The following is a 20268-nucleotide window of genomic DNA, read 5'->3' on the forward strand; positions in this document are numbered from 1 at the left end:
TCGCCTGTGCTGTGCCGTGCTGTGCTGTGCTGTGCCGTCTCGTGCGGTGCCCGGCCGTGCCGGGACGACGCGGCCGGGCACCGCACGGGCGGCGGATCGGGTCACGGTCCGTCGGTCACGGGCCGTACGTCACGCGCACCTCCGTGAAGCCGAGGGAGCGCAGCAGGCCCTGGAGCATGCCGGTGGTGTTGCTCTCGGCGCGCGCGGTCAGCTCGCTGTCCTTCGCCGCGTCGCCTATGTGGCGGACCGCGAGCTTCTGCACGGCCTGCTCGCCGTTGGGATTGTCCGAGAAGAGGTCGCCGAGCCGGTCCAGGAGACCGCGCTGCTTGGAGACGGCGTAGGAGCGGTCGGGGTCCAGGGCCGGTGTGCCGAGCCGTGCGTGCGGCAGCCGGAGCGTGGCCGACGTGCGGTCGGCGTCGACCGTCACGTCCCGGTCGCCGACCTTGCCGAGATCGACGTAGGCGTCCACGGTGCCCGCCCCGACGTACAGGGTCCTGGTCCCGCGCAGCGCGTCGGGGAGGTACTTGGCGTCCTTCTCCAGGTCGACGACGACCTGGAAGTTGCCGGAGGCGGCCTCGTAGCGGCTCATGTCCTGGATGGATTTGAGCAGCGCGGGCCCCGAACGGTCGTGGGTCTCGGTGCCGAACACGTCGCGCAGCCCCGGCAGCAGACTGAGCCGGATCCCGGCGAACATCACGGCGAGCACGACCACGACGGCGGTGAGCACCTTGGCCCAGCCGGGCATGCGCCTGGGGAGGCGCTTGATGGAAGTCGTCATGTCGGCGCTCCCTCCTTCCTGCTCCCCTGATGCCCGTCAAACGCCTTGGCAGGCCCGCCTGTCGAGGAGCTGTGACACGGGTGCCCGCGACGGCCGCGGGCGGGGGAGAGGTCCGTACGGCCCAGCGGTGAGGGTGACGGGGAGGGCGGCATCGGCCAGCATGGGAGATCCCGCCCGCCGGACCTGGGTCACCCGAGGAGCCTCAGTGCGCGACATCTCCGTGTTCAGCGGCAGTGCCCACCCCGACCTGGCCGCCGAGGTCTGCGCCCACCTCGGCGTGCCCCTCAGCCCGTCCCGGCTCAGCAGGTTCGCCAACGACTGCCTGGAGGTCCAGCTCCGGGCGAACTGCCGGGAGCGCGACGTCTTCCTCGTGCAGCCCCTGGTCCGGCCCGTGCAGGAGCACCTGGTGGAACTGCTGCTGATGTGCGACGCGGCCCGCGGGGCGTCCGCGGGCCGGATCACCGTCGTCATGCCGCACTACTCCTACGCCCGCTCCGACAAGAAGGACGCGCCCCGCATCTCGCTGGGCGGACGGCTGGTCGCCGACCTGATGGCGGCGGCGGGAGTGCACCGCGTCCTCACCATGACGCTGCACTCCCCGCAGGTGCACGGCTTCTTCTCGGTCCCCGTCGACCATCTGCACGCCCGCCGGGAGCTCGCCGCCCACTTCCGCCGCCACGACCTGACCCGGACGACCGTCGTCTCGCCCGACCTCGGCAACGCCAAGGAGGCCGCCGCGTTCGCCCGGATGCTCGGCGCGCAGGTGGCGGCCGGCGCCAAACAGCGGTACGCCGACGACCGGGTCAGCATCAACACGGTGATCGGCGAGGTCGCCGGACGGGACGTGATCGTGCTGGACGACGAGATCGCCAAGGGCAGCACCGTCCTCGAACTCCTGGACCGGCTCAGGGAGTCGGGGCCCCGGTCGATCCGGGTGGCCTGCACGCACGGACTCTTCGCGGACGGGGCCCTCAAGCGGCTCAGCGAGCAGCCGGACGTACTGGAGATCGTGTGCACCAACACGGTGCCCGTGGCGACGGAGGAGTACACGGACAAGCTGCGCGTGCTGTCCATCGCCCCGGCCCTCGCCGAGGCCGTACGGCGCATCCACAACGGCGAGTCGGTCAGCGCCCTCTTCGAGGCGGACCGCGACGGACCCTGACCGGGAGCGGGGTCATAACGAGCCGTACGTGGCCCCCGGCCGCTCCAGGGCCGCCTCCAGGCTGGCCGCGGGCGGCAGCAGCCGGGACAGGCCGGTGGCCCGCAGGACGCGCAGCGTCAGCGGATGGGTGCAGACGAGGTGCAGGTCGCCGCCGTGGTCGCGGACCCGGGCGCGGGCGCGGTAGAGCAGGCGCAGCCCCGAGCAGTCGAAGAAGTCGATCCCGCTCAGGTCGAGCACGACGCGGGGCGCGGGGCCGGCCGTGGCACCGTCCAGGTGCGAGCCGATCTCCGCCGCGGCAACGATGTCGATCTCGCCGCGGAACTCCAGCACCGTGTACCCCCGGTCCTCGCGGACGCGCAGGTACGGAGTGTCCGCGGGGGATTCCTGCTGCACGACGACATCGCCTCCCACACAGCTCCACCGGTCGGGAGCCTCCAACGGTGGGGGCGCGCACGGTAGTTCCCCACCCAGCAAGTTACCCCCGATCGAGTGAATTCCAGCATGTTCGATTGACATATGTCTTCGAAATAAGGCCGTGTCTCGACCGAGTTTTTTCGTGTCGTGAACGAAGTGGTGAAGAATACCCCTACGGCGGGCGTACGCGCGCCCACCGCAGGGGAAGTGACGTTCCGTCAGTCGACGGTCAGGACCAGTTTGCCGGTGGTCCGGCCCGTGTCGCCGAGCCGGTGCGCCTCCGCGGCGTCGGCCAGCGGGAACGTCCCGGCGATCGTGGCGCGCAGGCTGCCCGCCTCGACCAGCTCGGCGATCCGGCGCATCCCGGCCCGGTCGGCGTCCACGAGCATCCGCACCGCGCGCACACCGAGCGCCTCGGCCTCCTCGAAGAACTTCCGCGACCCGACCGGCAGGATCGACACCACGACGCCGCCCGGCCGCAGCACCCGCAGCGACCCCGTCGCGGTGCTCCCGCCGATGGTGTCCAGGACCACATCGACGTCCTTCACGGCCTCGGTGAAGTCCGTCTCCCGGTAGTCGATCACCTCGTCGGCGCCCAGGTCCCGCAGGAAGTCGTGCTTGGCCGTGCTCGCCGTGCCGATCACGTGGGCGCCGCGCTCCTTGGCGATCTGCACGGCCACGTGTCCGACGCCGCCGGCCGCCGCGTGGATCAGCACCCGCTGGCCCGCCCGGAGGTCGGCGACCTCGCCGAGCGCCTGGAGGGCGGTCAGCGACACCAGCGGCAGCGCGGCCGCCTGCACGTGGTCGACGCAGGCGGGCTTGTGCCACAGGGCGCGCACCGGGGCGGCGACGTACTCGGCGTGCGAGCCGTGGCCGTGCGGATAGGGCAGCATGCCGAAGACCTCGTCACCGGGCGCGAAGGCGGCGACGCCGATGCCCACCTTCTCCACCGTGCCGGAGAGGTCCCAGCCGAGCGTGAACGGCGGCTTGCCGAGGAAGCCGCCCGAGGCGCGGTGCTTCCAGTCCGTGGGGTTCACCCCGGCCGCGCGCACCCGCACCAGCACCTCGTTGGGACGCGGCTCGGGCCGCTCCACCGTCTCCACCTTCAGAACCTCGGGTCCGCCGAGGACGTCCTGTCCGATGACGCGCATCGTGCGCTCAGTACTCATGGGGCCACAGCCTGCCAGGATCCGCGCACCCGTGAACGGCAAGACGGCCACTCCGCGACAAGACCGTGCCATGCGCGGCGGGCGGCGGCGTCCGGCACGCGCGTCGCGTCCGTCCGCACCGGCGCCCTCGTGCTCGCCGCCGCCGGTCTCCTCGACGGCCGCCGGGCCACCACCCGCCGGCTGCTCGCCGACGTCGCCGACGAGTTTCGCCGGCCGTTCCCGCGCGTCGGCCTCGACCCGGACGTCCTGTTCGTCGACGACGCCCCGGCGCCGGCCTCCGCCGGCACCTCGCCGCGCCGGCACCTGCGCGCGGCGATCGGCGTCCCGCCCCGGGCGTCCCGCAGGACGTTCCGGGCGACCCGCTGGACCTTTCCGGGCGGCCGGCCGAACGTTCCGGGCCCCCGCCGCGTCGCAGGAGCGCGAGGACGGCCGGGGGAACGGCCGGAGGGACACAGGAACGGGAGCGGGAATGCGCAAAGGGCTCGTGGGAGTGACGGTGCTGGCGGCCGTGGCCGTGGGATGCGGCGCCGGGGACGGCGACCTGGTCGTCGAGGGGACGGCCCCGGCGACCCCGTACGGCGGCCCGCTCGACGTCCCCGTCGGCGAGGAGGACGAGGGGAACGAGGGGGACGGGAGCAGCCCGCGGGCCCTGCTCGCCGTCGCCGGCGCCGCGGGCCGGGCCCTGGAGTGCGAGAGCGGGATCTTCCAGGGCAACGGACCCGACGGCTGGGGCGACGGCGACGCGGGCGACACCCCGGAGGACGGACTGCGGCTCTACTTCAGCCTCTTCACGCCCGAGGTGCCCCACTCCGGCTACCGCGTGGAACGCCGCGAGCGTGACCGGGTGCTGTACTCCCTCGACGTCGGCGGCCGCACCAAGGTGGCCGTCGTCGTCGCCCGCGACCAGCGGGACCGGCCCGGCTGGGGTCCCGAGACCAGCGCCTCCTGCGACCCGGCCGAACTCCCCGCCGGCTTCACCGGATCGGGGTGGTACGAGTTCTGGACGGACGCCCGGGGCGAGCGGCAGCCCGTCGCCCGCATCCACAGCTCTCCCGGCCCGGAGCACTGCGGCTGGCAGTCCGTGCGCTTCCTGACGCTCGGCCGGGCGGAGACGGCCACGACCTACGTCCGCGACCCCGACGGCGTCCTCGGGACCGACCTGTCGACCGCCCCGTACGACCCCGACGTGCCGCTGCCCGCCGGCGCGCGCGACACCGGGTACCGCCACGGGGAGGAGCGGTTGTGGCTGACGGACGACCGCGGGACGGCGTACGTCCGCACCCCCGACGGCGTCGAGGCCTGGCCCGCGGCGAGGGACCGGCCGGCCTGCATGTGAGGGCTCAGCGGCTCGCGTGCAGGGCGACCAGCAACTGCCACACCTGGTCGGCGATCTCGGCGGGCCCCGCGTCCAGCAGGCCGTGCAGCCAGTCCGCCAGCACCCCGGCGAAGGTCGCGGCGACGGCCGAGGCGACGAGCGGCGCGTCGGCCGCGCCCGCCCGCTCGCGCTCCCGCAGGCTGTACGCCCGCAGGTCCCGGTGCAGCACCCGGCCCAGCGGGCCCCCGCCGCCCGGTGTCAACAGGGCGCGGTACAGCGCCGCGTGCGGGGCCAGCGACGCGAAGAACTCCGCGAGCGCCGCGGGGGCGCGCACCGGGTCGGGGCGCCCCCGCCAGGCGTGCAGCGCCTCCACCGCCTCGCCCACGACGTCCGCGCAGGCGTCGACCGCCAGGGCCTCCAGGTCGTCGTAGTGGACGTAGAAGGTGGCCCGGCCGACGCCGGCGCGGCGGACCAGCGCGGCGACGCCGACCTCCGCCAGCGGCCGCCGCGCGCACTCGTCGAGGAGCGCGGCGCGCAGCCTCGCCCGGGTGCGGGCCGCCCGCGGGTCCTCCGGCTCGCCGCGGGTCACCGGGCGATCAGCACGGCGGCCAGGGCGAGGGCGCCGGGCAGCGCCTGCGCCACCAGGATCCGGCGGTTCGCCGTGGCCGCGCCGTAGACGCCCGCGACGATCACGCAGCACAGGAAGAACACCTGCGCCCGAAAACCGGTCGGATCGCCGGCGACCAGCCCCCAGACGAGACCCGCCGCCAGGAAACCGTTGTACAGGCCCTGGTTGGCGGCCAGCGGGGCGGTCGCGCGGGCCATCTCCGCGTCGAACCCGTGGAAGGCGCGCCCCCGCTTCCCCTGCCACAGGAACATCTCCAGCACCAGGATGTAGACATGCAGTGCGGCGACCAGCCCCACGAGAACGCCGGCGACGGCTTCCATCGTCTTCCCCATTTCTTGGACAGGTGTCCACTATAGCTGGACAGGTGTCCATCACGGCCCGGCGGGTGCCCCTCCTCGGCCGGACGGGTGCCGGGGCGGGGCCGCCGGCCGGAGAGCTCCTGCGCGCACGGCCGTCCGCGGTCACACTGGGATCATGACCTCAGCACCCGCACGCTCCCCGCGGCAGCGCAGGCACGACACCCTGCACCGGCTGGAGCACGACGTCGACGCCTGGGTCGCCACCGCCGCGGAGGAGGGCGCGGCCCCCCACCTGGTCCCGCTCTCCTACGTCTGGGACGGCGCGACCCTGCTGATCGCCACCCCGGCCGCGAGCCGCACCGGACGGAACCTGCGCGCCACCGGCGTCGCCCGCCTCGGGATCGGCCCCACCCGGGACGTCGTGCTCGTCGAGGGTTCCGTCCTGGCGGTGGAGCCGGCCGACCTGCCGGAGGAGGACGCCGAGATCTTCGCGGCCAAGACCGGCTTCGACCCGCGCGAACTGCCCGTGCCCCACCTGTACTTCTACGTCCGGCCGCGCCGGATCCAGGCCTGGCGCGAGACGGACGACCCCGCGGGGCGGGAGCTGATGCGGGACGGCGAGTGGCTGGTGACCGGCTGAATCCGGGGTAACCGCAGGTTCCGGGGGCGGCGCGGGTCCGCCCCGCCGGCCGACCTCGCGGAGGAGAACATGTCACTGGTGAAAGCGGGCATCGTGGTGCTCGACTGCGCCGAGCCCGAGAAGCTCGCCGAGTTCTACGCGGGCCTGCTGGACGCCGAGGTGACCCACGCGTCCGCCAACCTCGTGGAGATCACGGGCGCCGCCGGCACCCGGCTGGGCTTCCGGCGCGACGTCAACGCCACCCCGCCCAGCTGGCCCCGCCCCGAGGCCTCGCTCCAGGCCCACCTGGAGTTCCTGGTGGAGGACCTCGACGAGGCGGAACGCCGGATCGTGGGCCTGGCCGGGCGCCCCCTGGAGACGAAGGGCGCCCCCGGCCCGCACGAGGAACGCCAGTACGCCGACCCGGCCGGCCACTCCTTCACCCTGCGCCTGCGCCCGTCCACGGCCCCCAAGCAGGACTGACCGGCCCCCCGTCGGGATCAGGCCGGGCCCCGCCCCCTGACCCGACGAGGAGCCCCGCGGCCGGCGCCGCCCCCCGCCGGGGCGGCGCCGGCCGCGCCCGTCAGTCCCGGCCGCCCTTGTCCTTCGACGGCCACACGCCGGTGGACCGTTCGATGGCCTTCGCACCCGCGCGGTCCGCCGCGCTGCGGACCGCGGCGAAGATCGCCCCCTGGATCGCCGCGGCCAGGAGGACCTCCCCCCAGCCGCGGTCCCGGTCCAGGGCGTCCGGCGCGTCGTCCTCGTGGCGGACGACCTTCCAGATCTTGCGGAAGGCCATTCCCGCCAGCGCGCCGCCGGCCCAGCCGAAGGCGAATCCGACGGGCTGGTAGACCAGCGGGAGCTTCTGCTTCTTTCCCACGTGTACCTCCTGATGCGTAGGGACTGATGCGTAGGGACTGATGTGTAGAGGGACTGGTGTGCGGGGGTGGGACGGGGGTGCGGGGGAGTCAGGGGCGGCCCCGCGGCGGGACCTCCTCGCCCGGCCGCACCGGACCCGGCGGCGTCCCGTCGCCGAACGGCCGCCCGCCGAGCCGCTCCCGGTGGTGCGGGGCCAGCCAGCCGGACAGGTCGGGGCCGAGGGGGACGATCCGGGTCGGGTTGATGCCGGTGTGGACCTGGTGGTAGTGCCGCTTGATGTGATCGAAGTCGACGGTGTCGCCGAACCCCGGCGTCTGGAAGAGGTCACGGGCGTACGCCCACAGCACCTCGTTCTCCGCCAGCTTCCACCGGTTGCACTTGAAGTGGCCGTGGTAGATGGCGTCGAACCGCACCAGCGTGGTGAACAGCCGGATGTCCGCCTCGGTGATCGTGTCGCCGACGAGGTACCGCTGCCCGGCCAGCCGGGACGCCAGCAGTTCCAGCCGCCGGAAGACCGCCGCGCAGGCCTCCTCGTACTCGTCCTGCCGGTGGGCGAAACCCGCCCGGTACACACCGTTGTTGACGTCCTCGTACACCTCGGCCGCGACCGCGTCGATCTCGTCGCGCAGCGGCTCCGGGTAGAGGTCGGGCGCCCCCTCCCGGTGCAGGGCGCTCCACTCCGTGGCGAGGTCGAGGGTGATGCGCTGATAGTCGTTGGTGACCAGTCTGCCGTCGGTGACGTCCACGATCGCCGGCACGCTCACCCCGCCGGGGTGGCCCTTCTCGCGCCGCTCGTAGGCCTCGGCGAGGAAGCGGATGCCGAGCACCGGGTCCCGGCCGTCGGGGTCCAGGGTGAAACGCCAGCTGCGGTCGTCCTGGACCGGGTCGGTGATCGCCATCGACAGGGCGTCCTCCAGCCCGAGCAGCCGCCGGGAGATCACGGCGCGGCTCGCCCACGGGCAGGCCCGGCTGACGACCAGGCGGTACCGGCCGGCCGCCACCGGCCACCCGTCGCGGCCGTCCGCGGTGATCCGGTCGGCGAAGTGGCTCCCGGCCCGGCCCGCCATGGTTCCTCCCGGTCGTGGTGCGTACGTGCGTCGTCCACCGCCTTCCCCGTTTTCCGCCGACCGCACGGTATGAGTCCGATCCGCCGGGGCAACCGGCGGAGGTGACGGGAACTTCATCGAAAGCCACGACCGCGAAAGCCGCCACCGCGCGGACCGCGGCCCCGGACCGCACGGGCGCGCGGGGCACGGCCCCGGACGGTGCGACGGCCCGGGACGGTGCGACGGCCCGGGACGGTGCGACGGCCCGGGACGGTGCGACGGCCCGGGACGGTGCGACGGCCCGGGACGGTGCGACGGCCCCGGACGGTGCGACGGCCCCGGACGGTGCGACGGCCCGGGGGACGACCGGGAGAAGCGCCGCCGGACCCGCCGCCGACCGCAGTACCCGCGTCACCGTGCTGGTGGCGCTCGGGGCGAACCTGGTCATCGCGGTCGCCAAACTGGCCGGGGGCCTGCTCGCGGGCTCGCCCGCCCTGCTGTCCGAGGCGGCGCACTCCGTCGCCGACAGCCTCAACGAGATCTTCCTGCTCGCCGCGCTGCGCCGCAGCCGCCGCCCCGCCGACAGCCGGCACCCCTTCGGCTACGGCAAGGAACGCTTCTTCTGGTCGCTCCTCGCGGCCGTGGGCATCTTCGTCATGGGCGGCTGCTTCTCCTTCTTCCAGGGCGTCGAGGCCCTGCACGCGGAGACCGAGGAGAAGTTCAGCGGCTACGTGGCCGGCCTGGTGGTGCTCGGCGTGGCCTTCCTCGCGGAGGGCGCCTCGCTGCTGCGGGCGCTGCACCAGGCGCGCCGCCAGGGCGGCACCGCGGGCCTGCGCGACCCGGCCCTGCGCACGGTCCTCGCCGAGGACGGCACCGCGGTGCTCGGCGTCGCCCTGGCCGCGGCCGGCATGGTCCTGCACATGGTGACCGGCCAGGTGGTGTGGGAGGCGTCCGCCTCGCTCGCGATCGGCGCGCTCCTGGTCTGCGTCGCCTACGGCCTCGGCCGCGAGGCCCGCGACCAGCTGATCGGCGAGGCCGCCGACCCCGGGACCGCCGGCCGGATCCGCGCCCTGCTGGAGGCGCAGCCGGAGATCGACAGCGTGGAGGGGCTGTTCACGATGCGCACGGGCGTGGACTCGGCGCTGGTGGCCGCCCGCGTCGACCTGGTGCCGGGGATGGACAGCGAACACGTCGAGAAGGTCGCGATGCGCATCAAGCGCTCCCTGGCCGCTGTCGTCCCCGAGGCCGACCAGATCTTCCTCGACGTCACCGACCGCGCCTGCCGGGAGCACGGCGAAAGCCCCGCCGCGACGGGGGAGCGCGGCGGGGCCTGACAGTCGACTGCCCGGCAGGAACCCGTCCATGCCTGTCGCGGGCGGGTTTTCCCCCGGGACCCCGTGCGGGGGTGCCGGCCGGCACCCCCGCACGGGCCGGCGGGTCAGTGCGGCCGGTCCGCCGGTTCCAGGACGAACACGGGGATCTCCCGGTCCGTCTTCTCCTGGTACTCGGCGTACTGGGGGAACGCGGCGACCGCGCGCTCCCACCACCGCGCCTTCTCCTCGCCGGTCACCTCACGGGCCCTCATGTCCTGCTTGACCGGTCCGTCCTGGAGTTCCACCCGCGGATCGGCCTTGACGTTGAAGTACCAGACCGGATGCTCGGGGGCCCCGCCCAGCGAGGCGACCGCGGCGTAGTGCCCCTCGTGCTCCACCCGCATCAGGGGCGTCTTGCGGATCTTCCCGCTCCGCGAGCCCCGGGTCGTCAGGACGATCACGGGCCTTCCGGTGTCCAGGAGCGTGGTCCCCCGGGTGCCGCCGGAGCTCTCGTACAACTCCACCTGCTCGCGCACCCACTGGGTCGGACTCGGTTCGTACTCGCCCTCGAGAGGCATGGGGCATTCGTCCCTTCGTCGTGTCGTCGGCCGGCGTCCACCGTCAACACTGGCACCGGCGCGTTTCATCCGCCGCGCGACGCACCGTGGTCCCGCCGCGCTCCGGACCGCCACGATCAGGCCACTCGGATCACTCGGATGACTCGGATCACTCAGATCACGCTGCGCAGAGCCAGCGCGGTCATGACCGCGCTCGACCCGAGCGCGGTCAGCAGCCGGCCCCGGTGGCCGGTCAGCGCCCGGCCCAGCAGGGCGCCGCTCCCGGCGAGCAGCAGTTGCCAACTCGCGGACGCGGCGAAGGCCGCCAGCACGAACACGGCCCGCTCCGCGGGGCGTACGGCGTCCGCGGCGCCGGTGCCGAGGACGAGCGCCGCGAAGTAGACCACGGTGGCCGGGTTCAGGAGGGTGAGGCCGAGCATGCCCAGCCAGGCCCGCGCCGGACCCGACGGGGCGGGAGCGGTCCGCACGACGAGCCGGCGGGCACGGTGGTGGCGTACGGCCGTCGCCGCGCCGCGGACCGCCAGGGCCAGCAGCACCAGGGCCGAGGCCCAGCGCAGCGGACCGAGCACGGGACGCAGCGCGGCCGCCAGGGCCGAGCCGCCGAGGGTGGCGAGCAGGGCGTAGAGCCCGTCGGCGGTGGCGACGCCGAGCGCGGCACTCGCACCGGTGCGCAGGGAGGTGCGGGCGGTGAGGGAGACGAGGTAGGTCCCGACCGCGCCGACGGGGACGGCGATGCCGTACCCCGCGACCAGGCCGGCGACCAGCGCGGCCGTCACGGGCGCGCCGGCTCGGGCCCCGGGCGGACGCCGGCCGGCTGTCGGTCCGGCGCCACGAGGACGGCGGCGGACGACGGCGACGACGGTGCGACGAGCATGGGCATGGACAGAGCCTGCGGATGCAGGCCGCGTCCCGGCAAGGCGTTTTCCGTGCCGTCCGGGCCGTCCGGGCCGTCCGTCCGGGCCGTCGGCGCGCGGGGCCGGACGCGGGCCGCCCTCCCTCTTCAGTAGGGTGCGCGCGTGACCGCACAGGACGAGAAACCGCCCTTCCTCTACGTCGTCGTCTGCGCCGCCGGCATCGCCGCGGACGTCGACAGGCTGATCACCGCCGCGCAGGAGCGGGGGTGGCAGGTGGGCGTGATCGCGACGCCCGTCGCCGCGGACGGCTTCTTCGACACGGCCGCCGCCGAGGCGCGCACCGGCCGGCCCGTGCGTTCGGCCTCGCGACGGCCCGGCGAACCGCGGCCGTTCCCCGCGCCCGACGCGGTCGTCGTCGCCCCGGCCACCTTCAACACGGTCAACAAATGGGCGGCCGGCATCGCCGACACCCTCGCCCTGGCCACCCTGTCCGAGGCGGTCGGCCTCGGCGTTCCCGTGGGCGTCCTGCCCTGCGTGAACGACGCGCTGGCCGGCCACCCCGCCTACCAGGAGAGCCTGATACGGCTGCGCGGGATGGGCGTCCGCTTCGGACACCCCCACGACGGCACCGGGGGCGCGGAGTTCGGCTGGGAGCGGGTGCTGGACCTGATCGCCTGAGACGGGGCGCGTACGGGGCGGGACGGGGCACGCGCGGGGGATCCCCGGCGCGGACGCGTCCCGCCCGCCCGTCGACGGAACGCGCCCCGCAATCACCCCCGAAAAGGGGCACCATTATCGCGACCGCCCCGAATGGCGATCGTGATTGACGTTCCGTCAAAATCGTTGCCGTGGTGGGCAATGTGCGAAATCGTGAGATCCCTTGTTCTGTCCGGTCCGGCTGTGCCAGGGTGGGGCCTCGTCGGCGCGCGGGGGTTTTCCCCGGCCGTGCGCCCGAGGCATCCCCGTCCTCACCCCCCACACGCCAAAAGAGCCGTACCCAGCGGACGTTCGGGATGTCGAACGCTGTGCGCAAGGAATCCCGCCACTGCGAGGACGGGTTCGCGCACCCCTTTGGTACGGACTTTATGCCGCATGTCCCCGGGAGGAATGCAGCCGTGAAAGACGCAGGCCTGTCGAAATTCTCTTCGGCGCGCCGCTTCGAGGTGACGGACGAACAACTCGGCGACGACCTCAAGAACTGGACGGGCAGCTCGCCCGCGTCGCACCCCGTCGGCGAACTGCTGGACCGGCACTGGGAGGCGGCCTTCGCCTACGCGCGGCTGTGCGCCGACGGCGAGCGCGCGGCCGGCATGCTCACCACGGCCGCCTTCACCCGGCTCTTCGGTGAGGCCCTGCGGCAGAACGGGCCGGCCTCGGCCTGGCGCCCCCACCTTCTGGTCACCGTGCGCCGCATCGCCGCGGAGTGGGACTCCGACGGCCGCCGCGACCTGCTCCACCCCGACGTGCGCGCCGCCGAGGACGCCGGCGAACGGCCGGCCGCCCGGCTGCTGCCACCCGCGCACCGCCGGCTGCTGTCCCGGGCGTTCCAGCGGCTGCCCCAGTCCGCGCGCTGCCTGCTGTGGCACACCGAGATCGAGGCCGAACCCCTCGCCGTCCCGGCCGGACTGCTCGGCCTGGAGGAGGAGGGCGCCCGCCTGGAACTGCGCCGGGCCCGCGAGCGGTTCCGCGAGGAGTGCCTCCAGGGCCACCGCGAACTCGCCGTCGACGAGGACTGCCACCGCTACCACCGGCTTCTCGACGTCACCTGCCGCCGCGGCGGCATCGACGTCGACCCCGACCTGCGCGCCCACCTCGGCCACTGCCGGCACTGCGCGCACACCGCCGACCAGCTGGGCCGGTTCGAGGCGGGCCTCGCCCTCGCCCTCGCCGAGGGCGTCCTCGGCTGGGGCGCCGCCGCCTACCTGCGGGCCAGGACCGAACCCTCCACCGACGCGCCCGCGACGGCACCGCCCCCGCGGCCGGCCGCCGTCGGCGAGGCGTTCACCGACGACACGCCGTCCCCCGCCGCACCCCCCGGCTGGGCGAGCGGCGACGGCGAGCGGGCCGGGGCCCAGGCGCCGGGCACGCGCCCGCACGACGTTCCCGGCTCCGGCTCCGGTTCCGGCGGGACCCCCCGCCCCGTCTCCCGCCTTTCGGCCCACCAGGCGGCCCGCCGCGTCCGGCGCCGCAACCTGGCCGTCGCCGTGCTCACCGTCAGCGGGCTGGTCGTCCTCCCGCTCGTGCTGTGGTCGGTGCCGTCCGGGGACTCCGCCCCCTCCCCGGACGGCACGGCGGCCACCCCGGCCCCCGGCACGGAGGCCTCCACCTCCGGCCCCTCCCGGATCGGCGCGGGCGAGGAGACCCAGGGCACCCTGCGCGGCCGCCTGCACAACGTCGCCTCGGGGCTGTGCATCGGCATCGTCGGCACGAAGGCCGTCAAGGACGCCGAGACCGAGCTGACCACCTGCTCCTCGGACGCGGGCCAGCAGTGGTCGTACGAGGGCGACGGGCAGTTGCGCAACACCGGCGCCCCGGACCTCTGCCTGGACTCCGGCCTCGGGTACGCGGTGCGGCTCGCCCCCTGCGCGGGCGCCTCGCAGCCCGGCGCCCGAAGCGTTCGCTACGACTTCACCCTCCAGGGCACGCTCGTCCCGCGCTCCGACCAGAACCTCGCCCTGGCGCCCGCCGCCACCGACGGCTCCGGGGCCCTCGTTCTGAAGAACCGCACGGACAGCGGCGCCCAGCGCTGGGTGATCGACACCTCGCGGCCGGACCCCCGCATGCAGGTCGTCCACTGGGGCGTCGGCGGCGCCCTCACCGACACCGGCACCCCGGCCCGGTCTCCAGCCCCCGGCGCGTCGGAACCCCCGGCCTCCCCGTCCGCCCCGGAGCCGGCCCCGACGTCCACCCCGGTCCCGACCACCACTCCCGCCCCCGCGGCCACCGCCTGCGCCTCCCCCTTCGGGACCCCCTGCCCGGACACCACCCCGGAGCACGACCACGACTACGGCGGGCGCGGCCACGGCGACTCCGGTACGGCCGGCCGCCGCTAGACGGTACGGCCGGCCGCCGCCGGAGGGCACGGCCGGCCCGGCCGTGGACGGGTCGGACGCCGGGTCAGGGGCCGGTACCGGGCGCGAGCACGGTGAGCCGTACCGAGGACGCGTTGCCCGCCACGGGGACCTCCCCGCCCGTCCACGGCACCCGCAGCGGGTCCCGTTCGTCGGGCGGGGTCACCACGAGCGTCGTGGGGGTCGCCGCCTCCGCCCCGCTGACCTCGGGGTGGGAGAACGTCAGCCCCGCCCACGCGCTGCCGCCCGGCGTCAGCGTCACGGTGACCGGCCCCGCCCCCGGCTCCCGCCGGGGATCGGGACCCAGCTGCCGGCCGGAGGCGTCCAGGAAGGCGGCCCCGGGATAGCCGCGCACGGTGCACGTCCGCCCGGAGGCGTTGGTGAGGACGACGGGGAAGTTCCGCTGCCCGGCCCCGGGATCGCCGCGTCCGACGGAGGCGCGCAGCTCCGCGGTGCGACAGCGACCGCCCGCGGCGGACGGGGGCGCGGGGGAGGCGGCGACCGGAGCCGTGGACGTCTGCGCGGACGTCGCCGTCGACGGGGACGGGGGCGGCGGGGACGACGCCGACGTCGACACCGACGCCGACAGCGACGAGGACGCGGGCGCGGAGCCCGTCCCGTCCGCGCCGCCTCCGCCGCAGGCGCTCAGCGACCCCAGCACCGCCAGGGCACCCACGGCCAGAAGGGCCGGACGAGGGCCGCGCCGGCCCCGCCACGACCGGCGCGCCGAGGCCGGGCGGGCCCGCGGCGACCGGGCCGGGGACGCGCCCGCCCGGAACACGTCCGCCGGGAACACGTCCGCCGGGAACGCGTCCACCCGGTGCGCGCCCGCCCGGGACGGACGTGTCAGACCCGTGGACGACCGGTCCGCGTGTGCCGGAGCCGCATCCGTCATCGCTCCACCTTCCGCCGTCGCGTCACCCGCTCCGGTAACGGAGCGGGTGCCCGCCGGGACACGGCCGACACGCCGCTCGCCCGTGCCCCGTCTCAGTCGTCCCCGAGCAGTCCCAGCTCCGCCCAGATCGTCTTGCCCTCCGCGTTGTGCCGGCTGCCCCACCGCTGGGTGAGCTGGGCGACCAGCAGCAGCCCCCGGCCGCCCTCGTCGAACGTCTTGGCCCGCCGCAGGTGCGGCGCGGTGTGGCTGGTGTCGGAGACCTCGCAGATCAGGGTGGTCGCGTCATGGATCAGCCGCAACCGGATGGGCTTGGCGCCGTACCGGATGGCGTTGGTGACCAGCTCGCTGACCACCAGCTCCGCCGTGAACGAGTGCTCGCTCAGCTCCCAGCGGGTGAGCTGCTCGACCACCTGCCTGCGGATCGGTGCCACGAGCGCGGGGTCCGCGGGGATGTCCCAGGTGGCGACCTGCGAGGAGGGCAGCCCGCGGGTGCGGGCGAGCAGCAGGGCCACGTCGTCGGAGGCGCCGCCCTGCGGCAGCAGGGCGTGCAGCACCCGGTCGCAGGTCTCGTCCAGGGAGTCCGCGTACACGGCGAGGGCCTTGTCCAGCAGCCGGAGACCGGTGTCGGCGTCCCGCTCCCGGGACTCGACCAGCCCGTCCGTGTAGAAGGCCAGCACGCTGCCCTCGGCCAGCTCCAGCTCGGCCGACTCGAAGGGCAGTCCGCCGACCCCCAGCGCGGGACCGGCGGGCAGTTCGACCCGGTGCGGCTCTCCGCCCGGCCGCAGCAGCACCGGCGCGGGGTGTCCGGCCCGGGCGAACGTGCACCGCCGGGACACGGGGTCGTACACCGCGTAGAGACAGGTCGCGCCCACCTCGCCGGGGTCGCCCTCGCCGCCGGCCTCCTCCGACAGCCGTACGACGAGGTCGTCGAGGTGGGTGAGCAGCTCGTCGGGGGCCAGGTCGATGTCGGCGAGCGTGCGCACGGCGGTCCGCAGCCGGCCCATCGTGGCGGAGGCCTGGATGCCCTGTCCGACCACGTCCCCGACGACCATGGCGACCCGCATCCCGGACAATGGGATCACGTCGAACCAGTCGCCGCCCACCCCGGTGCGGGTGGCCGGCAGGTAGCGGGACGCGGCGTCGACGGCGAGGGTGTCCGGCAGGCTGCGCGGGAGCAGGCTGCGCTGCAGGGCGAGGGCCGTCTCCCGCTCGCGGGAGTACCGGCGGGCGTTGTCGATGCAGACGGCGGCCCGGGCGGTGATCTCCTCGGCGAGCAGCACGTCGTCCGGGGTGAAGGAGTCCTGTCGCCGGTACCGGGTGAAGACCGCCACCCCGAGCGTCACGCCGCGGGCCTTGAGGGGGACGGACATCGTGGCGTGGACGCCGGGTCCGCCGACCCGCGCACCGCGCGAGGGGCCCCGGTCCGGCCGCGCGCCGGGCCCGTCCGCGGACACGGACGCGGCCGTCGGCGAGGGCGCGGACGTGGACGTTGCCGTCGCCGTTGCCGAGAGCGTGGACGCGACGACGGTGTGCCCCGTCGTCAGCGAGTCGGCCTGCGGCGATCCCGCCGGGTGGTCCCGGACCTCGCCGGGCCCGGCCACGCCTGCCGGGCCGTCGGGATCGACCGAGTGGTGGGCGGCACGGCGCAGGCTCAGCGGAGCGGTGAGCCGGGCCGGCGGATCGGCCTCCTCCCGCTGCTCCAGCAGCTCGACGCTGACGAGGTCGGCGAGCGCGGGCACACAGACCTGGGCCAGTTCCTGAGCCGTCCGGGTGACGTCGAGGGTGCTGCCGATCCGCACGCTCGCCTCGTTGACCAGAAGCAGCCGCTCGCGGGCGAGGTGGTTCTCGGTGAAGTCGTGCGCGGCCAGACACACCCCGCGCACGCGGCCCGCCGCATCGGTGACCGGCGCGAACCTGGCCAGCCAGGCGTGCCCGCGCTCCTCGCCGCCGGTGCGCGTGTGGATCCGGACGTCCTCGGGCCGCCCGCCGGCGAGCACCCGGAGCATGTGCCCCTCCAGCTCCGCGCTCTGCGGCCGGCCGCCGATCTCGGAGACCCTGAGGCCCCGGACGCGCTCCTCGGGCAGCCCGACGATCTCGGCCATCGCGTCGTTGAGCCGGACCAGGCGCAGCCGCTCGTCGTAGACGGCGACCGCGCACGGCGCCTGGGCCAGCGCCGCCGTGGCCAGGGTGTCGTCGGGGGAGCGGACGCCGGCACCGGGGAGCGGGGTCACGACGAGCCAGGTGGCCGGTACGCCGTCGTGGGGCGGCCGGTGGTGGGCGAGCAGCCAGACCCGTACGGACCGGCCGTCCCGGTGGCGCAGGGCGAGCGTGCCGTCCCAGCGGGGGGCGGCGGCCGCGGGGAGGCCGCCCTCGGCCAGCAGTTCGGCGGCGGGCCGCCCCACGACCTCGGCCGGGGACCAGCCCAGCAGGGCCCGGGCGCCCTCGTTCCATCCGACGACCGTGCCGGCCTCGTCGATGACCACCCGGGCCGTCGCGGCCTCGTCGAACGGATACTCCGGGCTCATCGTCGCCACTCCATCGCGGGAACTCACAGTGAACGGGTGCGCCGCATGCGCTCCAGCCTAGGCCCTGTCGTCACCTTCCCGCCTGCCCCGCGACGCCGTGCGCGCTCCCCGGAAGGAGGAACCGCGCCCGTCGCACCCGGCCCGGAGGCGGGGAGGGACCCGGGCTCCAGGAGGGATCGGGCTCGGGGAGGGACCGGGGCTCGGGGAGGGGCCGGGGAACCGGCCGGATCCGGACGGGGCGGGCGCCGGTGAGGCCAAGCCGTCCCGTCCGAACCGTTGACGGGGTGTCACGACTGCCACAAACATGTCCTCCGACCGTCATTGGGAGCGCTCCCATCGCACCGTCGACGAGCGTTCCTCCCCCTCCCGGAGGTGCCCGGACGTGAAACGACGCAGAACCACCCTGCTGCCCCTGGCGGCCCTGCTGGGTGCGGCCCTCACCGCGCTGCCCGTGCCGCGGGCCGGGGCCGAGGAGGTCGAGCAGGTCAGGAACGGCACCTTCGACGCCGGCGCCGACGCGTGGTGGTCCAGCAACGTCACCGCCGCCCCGTCGGAGGGCCGGCTGTGCGCGGACGTGCCGGGCGGCACCGTCAACCGGTGGGACTCCGCCGTCGGGCAGGGCGGCATCACCCTGGTCGCGGGGCAGACCTACCGGTTCTCCTTCGCGGCGTCCGGCGTGCCCGAGGGACACGTGGTGCGGGCGATCGTCGGCCAGTCCGTCGCGCCCTACGACACCTGGCAGGAGGCGAGCCCGGTGCTGACGGAGTCGGCCGGGTCGTACTCCTACACCTTCACCTCGCAGGTCGACTCCACCGAGGGGCAGGTGGCCTTCCAGGTCGGCGGCAGCGCCGATCCGTGGCGGTTCTGCCTCGACGACGTGTCCCTGCTGGGCGGAGTGCCGCCGGAGGTGTACGAGCCGGACACCGGGCCGCGGGTGCGCGTCAACCAGGTCGGCTACCTGCCCGCCGGCCCGAAGAACGCCACCCTCGTCACCGACGCCGCCGCGAAGCTGCCCTGGGAGCTGAGGAGCGCCGCCGGCGCGACCGTCGCGCGCGGCTGGACCGTGCCGCGCGGCCTCGACGCCTCCTCCGGACAGCACGTCCACTCCGTCGACTTCAGCGCCCACCGCACCCGCGGCACCGGCTTCACCCTGGTCGTCGACGGCGAGACCAGCCACCCCTTCGACGTCGGCACGGCCGCCTACGAACGGCTCCGCCTGGACGCCGTCAAGTACTACTACCCGCAGCGCAGCGGCATCGCGATCCGCGACGACCTGCGGCCCGGCTACGGCAGGGCGGCCGGCCACCTCGGTGTCGCCCCCAACCTGGGCGACACCTCCGTGCCGTGCCAACCGGGCGTGTGCGACTACACGCTGGACGTCTCCGGCGGCTGGTACGACGCCGGCGACCACGGCAAGTACGTCGTGAACGGCGGCATCGCCGCCTGGGAGCTGCTCAGCACCCACGAACGCGCCCTGACGGCCCGCACCGGCGACCCGGCGAAGCTCGGCGACGGCACCCTCGCGCTCCCCGAGAGCGGCAACAAGGTGCCGGACGTCCTCGACGAGGCCCGCTGGGAACTGGAGTTCCTGCTGAGGATGCAGGTGCCGGACGGCCGGCCGCTGGCCGGCATGGCGCACCACAAGGTCCACGACGAGCAGTGGACCGGCCTGCCGATGCTGCCGAGCGACGACCCGCAGAAGCGCGAACTGCACCCGCCGACCACCGCCGCGACCCTGAACCTGGCCGCGACCGCGGCCCAGGCGGCCCGCCTGTACAAGCCCTACGACAAGGCCTTCGCCGCCCGCGCGCTGACCGCCGCCCGCAAGGCCTGGACGGCCGCCCTCGCCCACCCCGCGGTGTACGCCGACCCGGCCGACGGCACCGGCGGCGGCGCCTACAACGACGACGACGTCACCGACGAGTTCTACTGGGCGGCCGCCGAGCTGTATCTCACCACCGGTGAACGGCAGTTCTCCGACCACGTCCTGAACTCGCCCGTGCACACGGCCGACGTCTTCGTCCCCCGGGGCTTCGACTGGTCCCGGACCGCCGCCGCGGCCCGCCTCGACCTCGCGACCGTCCCCAGCCGCCTGCCCGGCCGCGACGCGGTGCGCCGCTCGGTCGTCAAGGGCGCGGACGCCTACCTCGCGACCCTGCGCGGCCAGGCGTACGGGATGCCGTACGCGCCGGAGGACAACCGCTACGACTGGGGCTCCGCCCACCAGGTCCTCAACAACGCCGTGGTCGTCGCCACCGCCTACGACATCACCGGCGCCTCGAAGTACCGCGACGGAGCCGTCCAGGCCATGGACAACGTCCTCGGCCGCAACGCGCTGAACATCTCCTACGTCACCGGCTACGGAGACGTCACCGCCCACCGGCAGCACAGCCGCTGGTACGCCCACCAGCTCGACCCCCGGCTGCCGAGCCCCCCGGCCGGCACGCTCGCGGGCGGCCCGAACTCCAGCATCCAGGACCCTCTCGCCCAGGCGAAACTCACGGGCTGCGTCGGGCAGTTCTGCTACATCGACGACATCCAGTCCTGGTCGACGAACGAGACGGCGATCAACTGGAACGCCGCCCTGGCCCGGATGGCCTCCTTCGTGGCCGACCAGGGCTGAGCCGACGGGCGGTCCCGGTCCCGGATCGGCGGAGCCGGGACCGGGACCGCCCGGGGCCGCGGACGGACCGCTCGTGACCGGACGGTGTCCGAACCCGCCC

19 protein-coding genes are annotated in these 20268 nt (G+C 75.0%); 8 read left to right on the forward strand and 11 right to left on the reverse strand.

The annotated features are described in order from the left end of the window. Positions 1–115: 115 nt before the first annotated feature. Positions 116–778, reverse strand: a complete 663-nt coding sequence (locus ACZ5FU_RS22475; RefSeq protein ID WP_451529992.1) for a DUF4230 domain-containing protein — start codon at positions 776–778, stop codon at positions 116–118. A 205-nt stretch (positions 779–983) separates the two neighbouring features. Between ACZ5FU_RS22475 and ACZ5FU_RS22480 the strand changes: the two genes are divergently transcribed. After that, positions 984–1940 (forward strand): ribose-phosphate diphosphokinase, encoded by a 957-nt coding sequence (locus tag ACZ5FU_RS22480; protein WP_468836340.1) that lies wholly within the window; start codon positions 984–986, stop codon positions 1938–1940. A gap of 12 nt (positions 1941–1952) precedes the next feature. Here ACZ5FU_RS22480 and ACZ5FU_RS22485 read toward each other — a convergent pair whose 3' ends face one another. Further along, positions 1953–2333, reverse strand: coding sequence for an anti-sigma factor antagonist (locus ACZ5FU_RS22485; RefSeq protein ID WP_451529990.1), 381 nt, complete (start codon positions 2331–2333; stop codon positions 1953–1955). Between the two features lie 239 nt (positions 2334–2572). After that, positions 2573–3523, reverse strand: a complete 951-nt coding sequence (locus ACZ5FU_RS22490) for an NADP-dependent oxidoreductase (RefSeq protein WP_451529989.1) — start codon at positions 3521–3523, stop codon at positions 2573–2575. 469 nt (positions 3524–3992) lie between these two features. Here ACZ5FU_RS22490 and ACZ5FU_RS22495 point away from each other — a divergent pair, with 469 nt between their 5' ends. Next, positions 3993–4859 (forward strand): hypothetical protein, encoded by an 867-nt coding sequence (locus tag ACZ5FU_RS22495; RefSeq protein WP_468836343.1) that lies wholly within the window; start codon positions 3993–3995, stop codon positions 4857–4859. Positions 4860–4863: 4 nt separating this feature from the next. On the opposite strand, the gene ACZ5FU_RS22500 is transcribed toward ACZ5FU_RS22495, so the two are convergent. Further along, positions 4864–5427, reverse strand: a complete 564-nt coding sequence (locus tag ACZ5FU_RS22500) for a TetR/AcrR family transcriptional regulator (protein WP_451529987.1) — start codon at positions 5425–5427, stop codon at positions 4864–4866. Continuing rightward, on the reverse strand, positions 5424–5786 hold the full coding sequence (locus tag ACZ5FU_RS22505; protein WP_451529986.1) for a DUF1304 domain-containing protein: 363 nt from the start codon (positions 5784–5786) through the stop codon (positions 5424–5426). Before ACZ5FU_RS22505 ends, ACZ5FU_RS22500 begins: the two co-directional genes overlap by 4 nt. 154 nt (positions 5787–5940) lie before the next feature. Between ACZ5FU_RS22505 and ACZ5FU_RS22510 the strand changes: the two genes are divergently transcribed. Together ACZ5FU_RS22510 and ACZ5FU_RS22515 are read left to right on the forward strand one after the other, a co-directional pair. Beyond that, a complete protein-coding gene (locus ACZ5FU_RS22510) occupies positions 5941–6405 on the forward strand; it encodes a pyridoxamine 5'-phosphate oxidase family protein (RefSeq protein ID WP_451529985.1) in 465 nt (154 codons plus the stop codon). Between the two features lie 69 nt (positions 6406–6474). Beyond that, positions 6475–6867 (forward strand): VOC family protein, encoded by a 393-nt coding sequence (locus tag ACZ5FU_RS22515; protein ID WP_451529984.1) that lies wholly within the window; start codon positions 6475–6477, stop codon positions 6865–6867. A 100-nt stretch (positions 6868–6967) separates the two neighbouring features. On the opposite strand, the gene ACZ5FU_RS22520 is transcribed toward ACZ5FU_RS22515, so the two are convergent. After that, the gene (locus ACZ5FU_RS22520) at positions 6968–7264 is read right to left on the reverse strand and encodes a DUF4235 domain-containing protein (protein ID WP_469046479.1); all 297 of its coding nucleotides are present in this window, start codon (positions 7262–7264) and stop codon (positions 6968–6970) included. Between the two features lie 88 nt (positions 7265–7352). Further along, the gene (locus ACZ5FU_RS22525) at positions 7353–8330 is read right to left on the reverse strand and encodes a glutathione S-transferase family protein (protein ID WP_469046481.1); all 978 of its coding nucleotides are present in this window, start codon (positions 8328–8330) and stop codon (positions 7353–7355) included. Between the two features lie 395 nt (positions 8331–8725). Between ACZ5FU_RS22525 and ACZ5FU_RS22530 the strand changes: the two genes are divergently transcribed. Then, positions 8726–9643, forward strand: coding sequence for a cation diffusion facilitator family transporter (locus ACZ5FU_RS22530; protein ID WP_468647088.1), 918 nt, complete (start codon positions 8726–8728; stop codon positions 9641–9643). A 104-nt stretch (positions 9644–9747) separates the two neighbouring features. Here ACZ5FU_RS22530 and ACZ5FU_RS22535 read toward each other — a convergent pair whose 3' ends face one another. Together ACZ5FU_RS22535 and ACZ5FU_RS22540 are read right to left on the reverse strand one after the other, a co-directional pair. Continuing rightward, entirely contained in the window at positions 9748–10200 is a 453-nt protein-coding gene (locus tag ACZ5FU_RS22535) for a nitroreductase family deazaflavin-dependent oxidoreductase (RefSeq protein ID WP_451778126.1), read from the reverse strand. Between the two features lie 152 nt (positions 10201–10352). Beyond that, complete coding sequence (locus ACZ5FU_RS22540) at positions 10353–10976, reverse strand: LysE family transporter (protein WP_451527622.1); 624 nt, start codon at positions 10974–10976, stop codon at positions 10353–10355. A gap of 240 nt (positions 10977–11216) precedes the next feature. Here ACZ5FU_RS22540 and ACZ5FU_RS22545 point away from each other — a divergent pair, with 240 nt between their 5' ends. Together ACZ5FU_RS22545 and ACZ5FU_RS22550 are read left to right on the forward strand one after the other, a co-directional pair. Further along, on the forward strand, positions 11217–11732 hold the full coding sequence (locus ACZ5FU_RS22545; protein ID WP_468836350.1) for a flavoprotein: 516 nt from the start codon (positions 11217–11219) through the stop codon (positions 11730–11732). Positions 11733–12139: 407 nt separating this feature from the next. Beyond that, positions 12140–14107: an RICIN domain-containing protein gene (locus ACZ5FU_RS22550; protein WP_451778269.1), complete on the forward strand. Its 1968-nt coding sequence runs from the start codon at positions 12140–12142 to the stop codon at positions 14105–14107. A 64-nt stretch (positions 14108–14171) separates the two neighbouring features. Here ACZ5FU_RS22550 and ACZ5FU_RS22555 read toward each other — a convergent pair whose 3' ends face one another. Both ACZ5FU_RS22555 and ACZ5FU_RS22560 read right to left on the reverse strand, forming a co-directional pair. After that, the gene (locus ACZ5FU_RS22555) at positions 14172–14801 is read right to left on the reverse strand and encodes a DUF4232 domain-containing protein (protein WP_451527625.1); all 630 of its coding nucleotides are present in this window, start codon (positions 14799–14801) and stop codon (positions 14172–14174) included. Between the two features lie 311 nt (positions 14802–15112). Further along, positions 15113–17545 (reverse strand): SpoIIE family protein phosphatase, encoded by a 2433-nt coding sequence (locus ACZ5FU_RS22560; protein WP_468643284.1) that lies wholly within the window; start codon positions 17543–17545, stop codon positions 15113–15115. A gap of 382 nt (positions 17546–17927) precedes the next feature. Here ACZ5FU_RS22560 and ACZ5FU_RS22565 point away from each other — a divergent pair, with 382 nt between their 5' ends. Then, positions 17928–20168 carry a glycoside hydrolase family 9 protein gene (locus tag ACZ5FU_RS22565; RefSeq protein ID WP_468643286.1) on the forward strand — a complete coding sequence of 747 codons (2241 nt, stop codon included), beginning with the start codon at positions 17928–17930 and terminating at the stop codon, positions 20166–20168. Positions 20169–20268 lie beyond the last annotated feature (100 nt).

The organism is Streptomyces sp. NPDC031554 (assembly GCF_055580685.1).

Coding starts and splice junctions, on each gene's coding strand:
- ACZ5FU_RS22550 (WP_451778269.1), top strand. CDS start 12,140: ATGCCGCATGTCCCCGGGAGGAATGCAGCCGTGAAAGACGCAGGCCTG.
- ACZ5FU_RS22560 (WP_468643284.1), bottom strand. CDS start 17,545: ATGAGCCCGGAGTATCCGTTCGACGAGGCCGCGACGGCCCGGGTGGTC.
- ACZ5FU_RS22495 (WP_468836343.1), top strand. CDS start 3,993: ATGCGCAAAGGGCTCGTGGGAGTGACGGTGCTGGCGGCCGTGGCCGTG.
- ACZ5FU_RS22510 (WP_451529985.1), top strand. CDS start 5,941: ATGACCTCAGCACCCGCACGCTCCCCGCGGCAGCGCAGGCACGACACC.
- ACZ5FU_RS22490 (WP_451529989.1), bottom strand. CDS start 3,523: ATGAGTACTGAGCGCACGATGCGCGTCATCGGACAGGACGTCCTCGGC.
- ACZ5FU_RS22535 (WP_451778126.1), bottom strand. CDS start 10,200: ATGCCTCTCGAGGGCGAGTACGAACCGAGTCCGACCCAGTGGGTGCGC.
- ACZ5FU_RS22505 (WP_451529986.1), bottom strand. CDS start 5,786: ATGGAAGCCGTCGCCGGCGTTCTCGTGGGGCTGGTCGCCGCACTGCAT.
- ACZ5FU_RS22525 (WP_469046481.1), bottom strand. CDS start 8,330: ATGGCGGGCCGGGCCGGGAGCCACTTCGCCGACCGGATCACCGCGGAC.
- ACZ5FU_RS22475 (WP_451529992.1), bottom strand. CDS start 778: ATGACGACTTCCATCAAGCGCCTCCCCAGGCGCATGCCCGGCTGGGCC.
- ACZ5FU_RS22515 (WP_451529984.1), top strand. CDS start 6,475: ATGTCACTGGTGAAAGCGGGCATCGTGGTGCTCGACTGCGCCGAGCCC.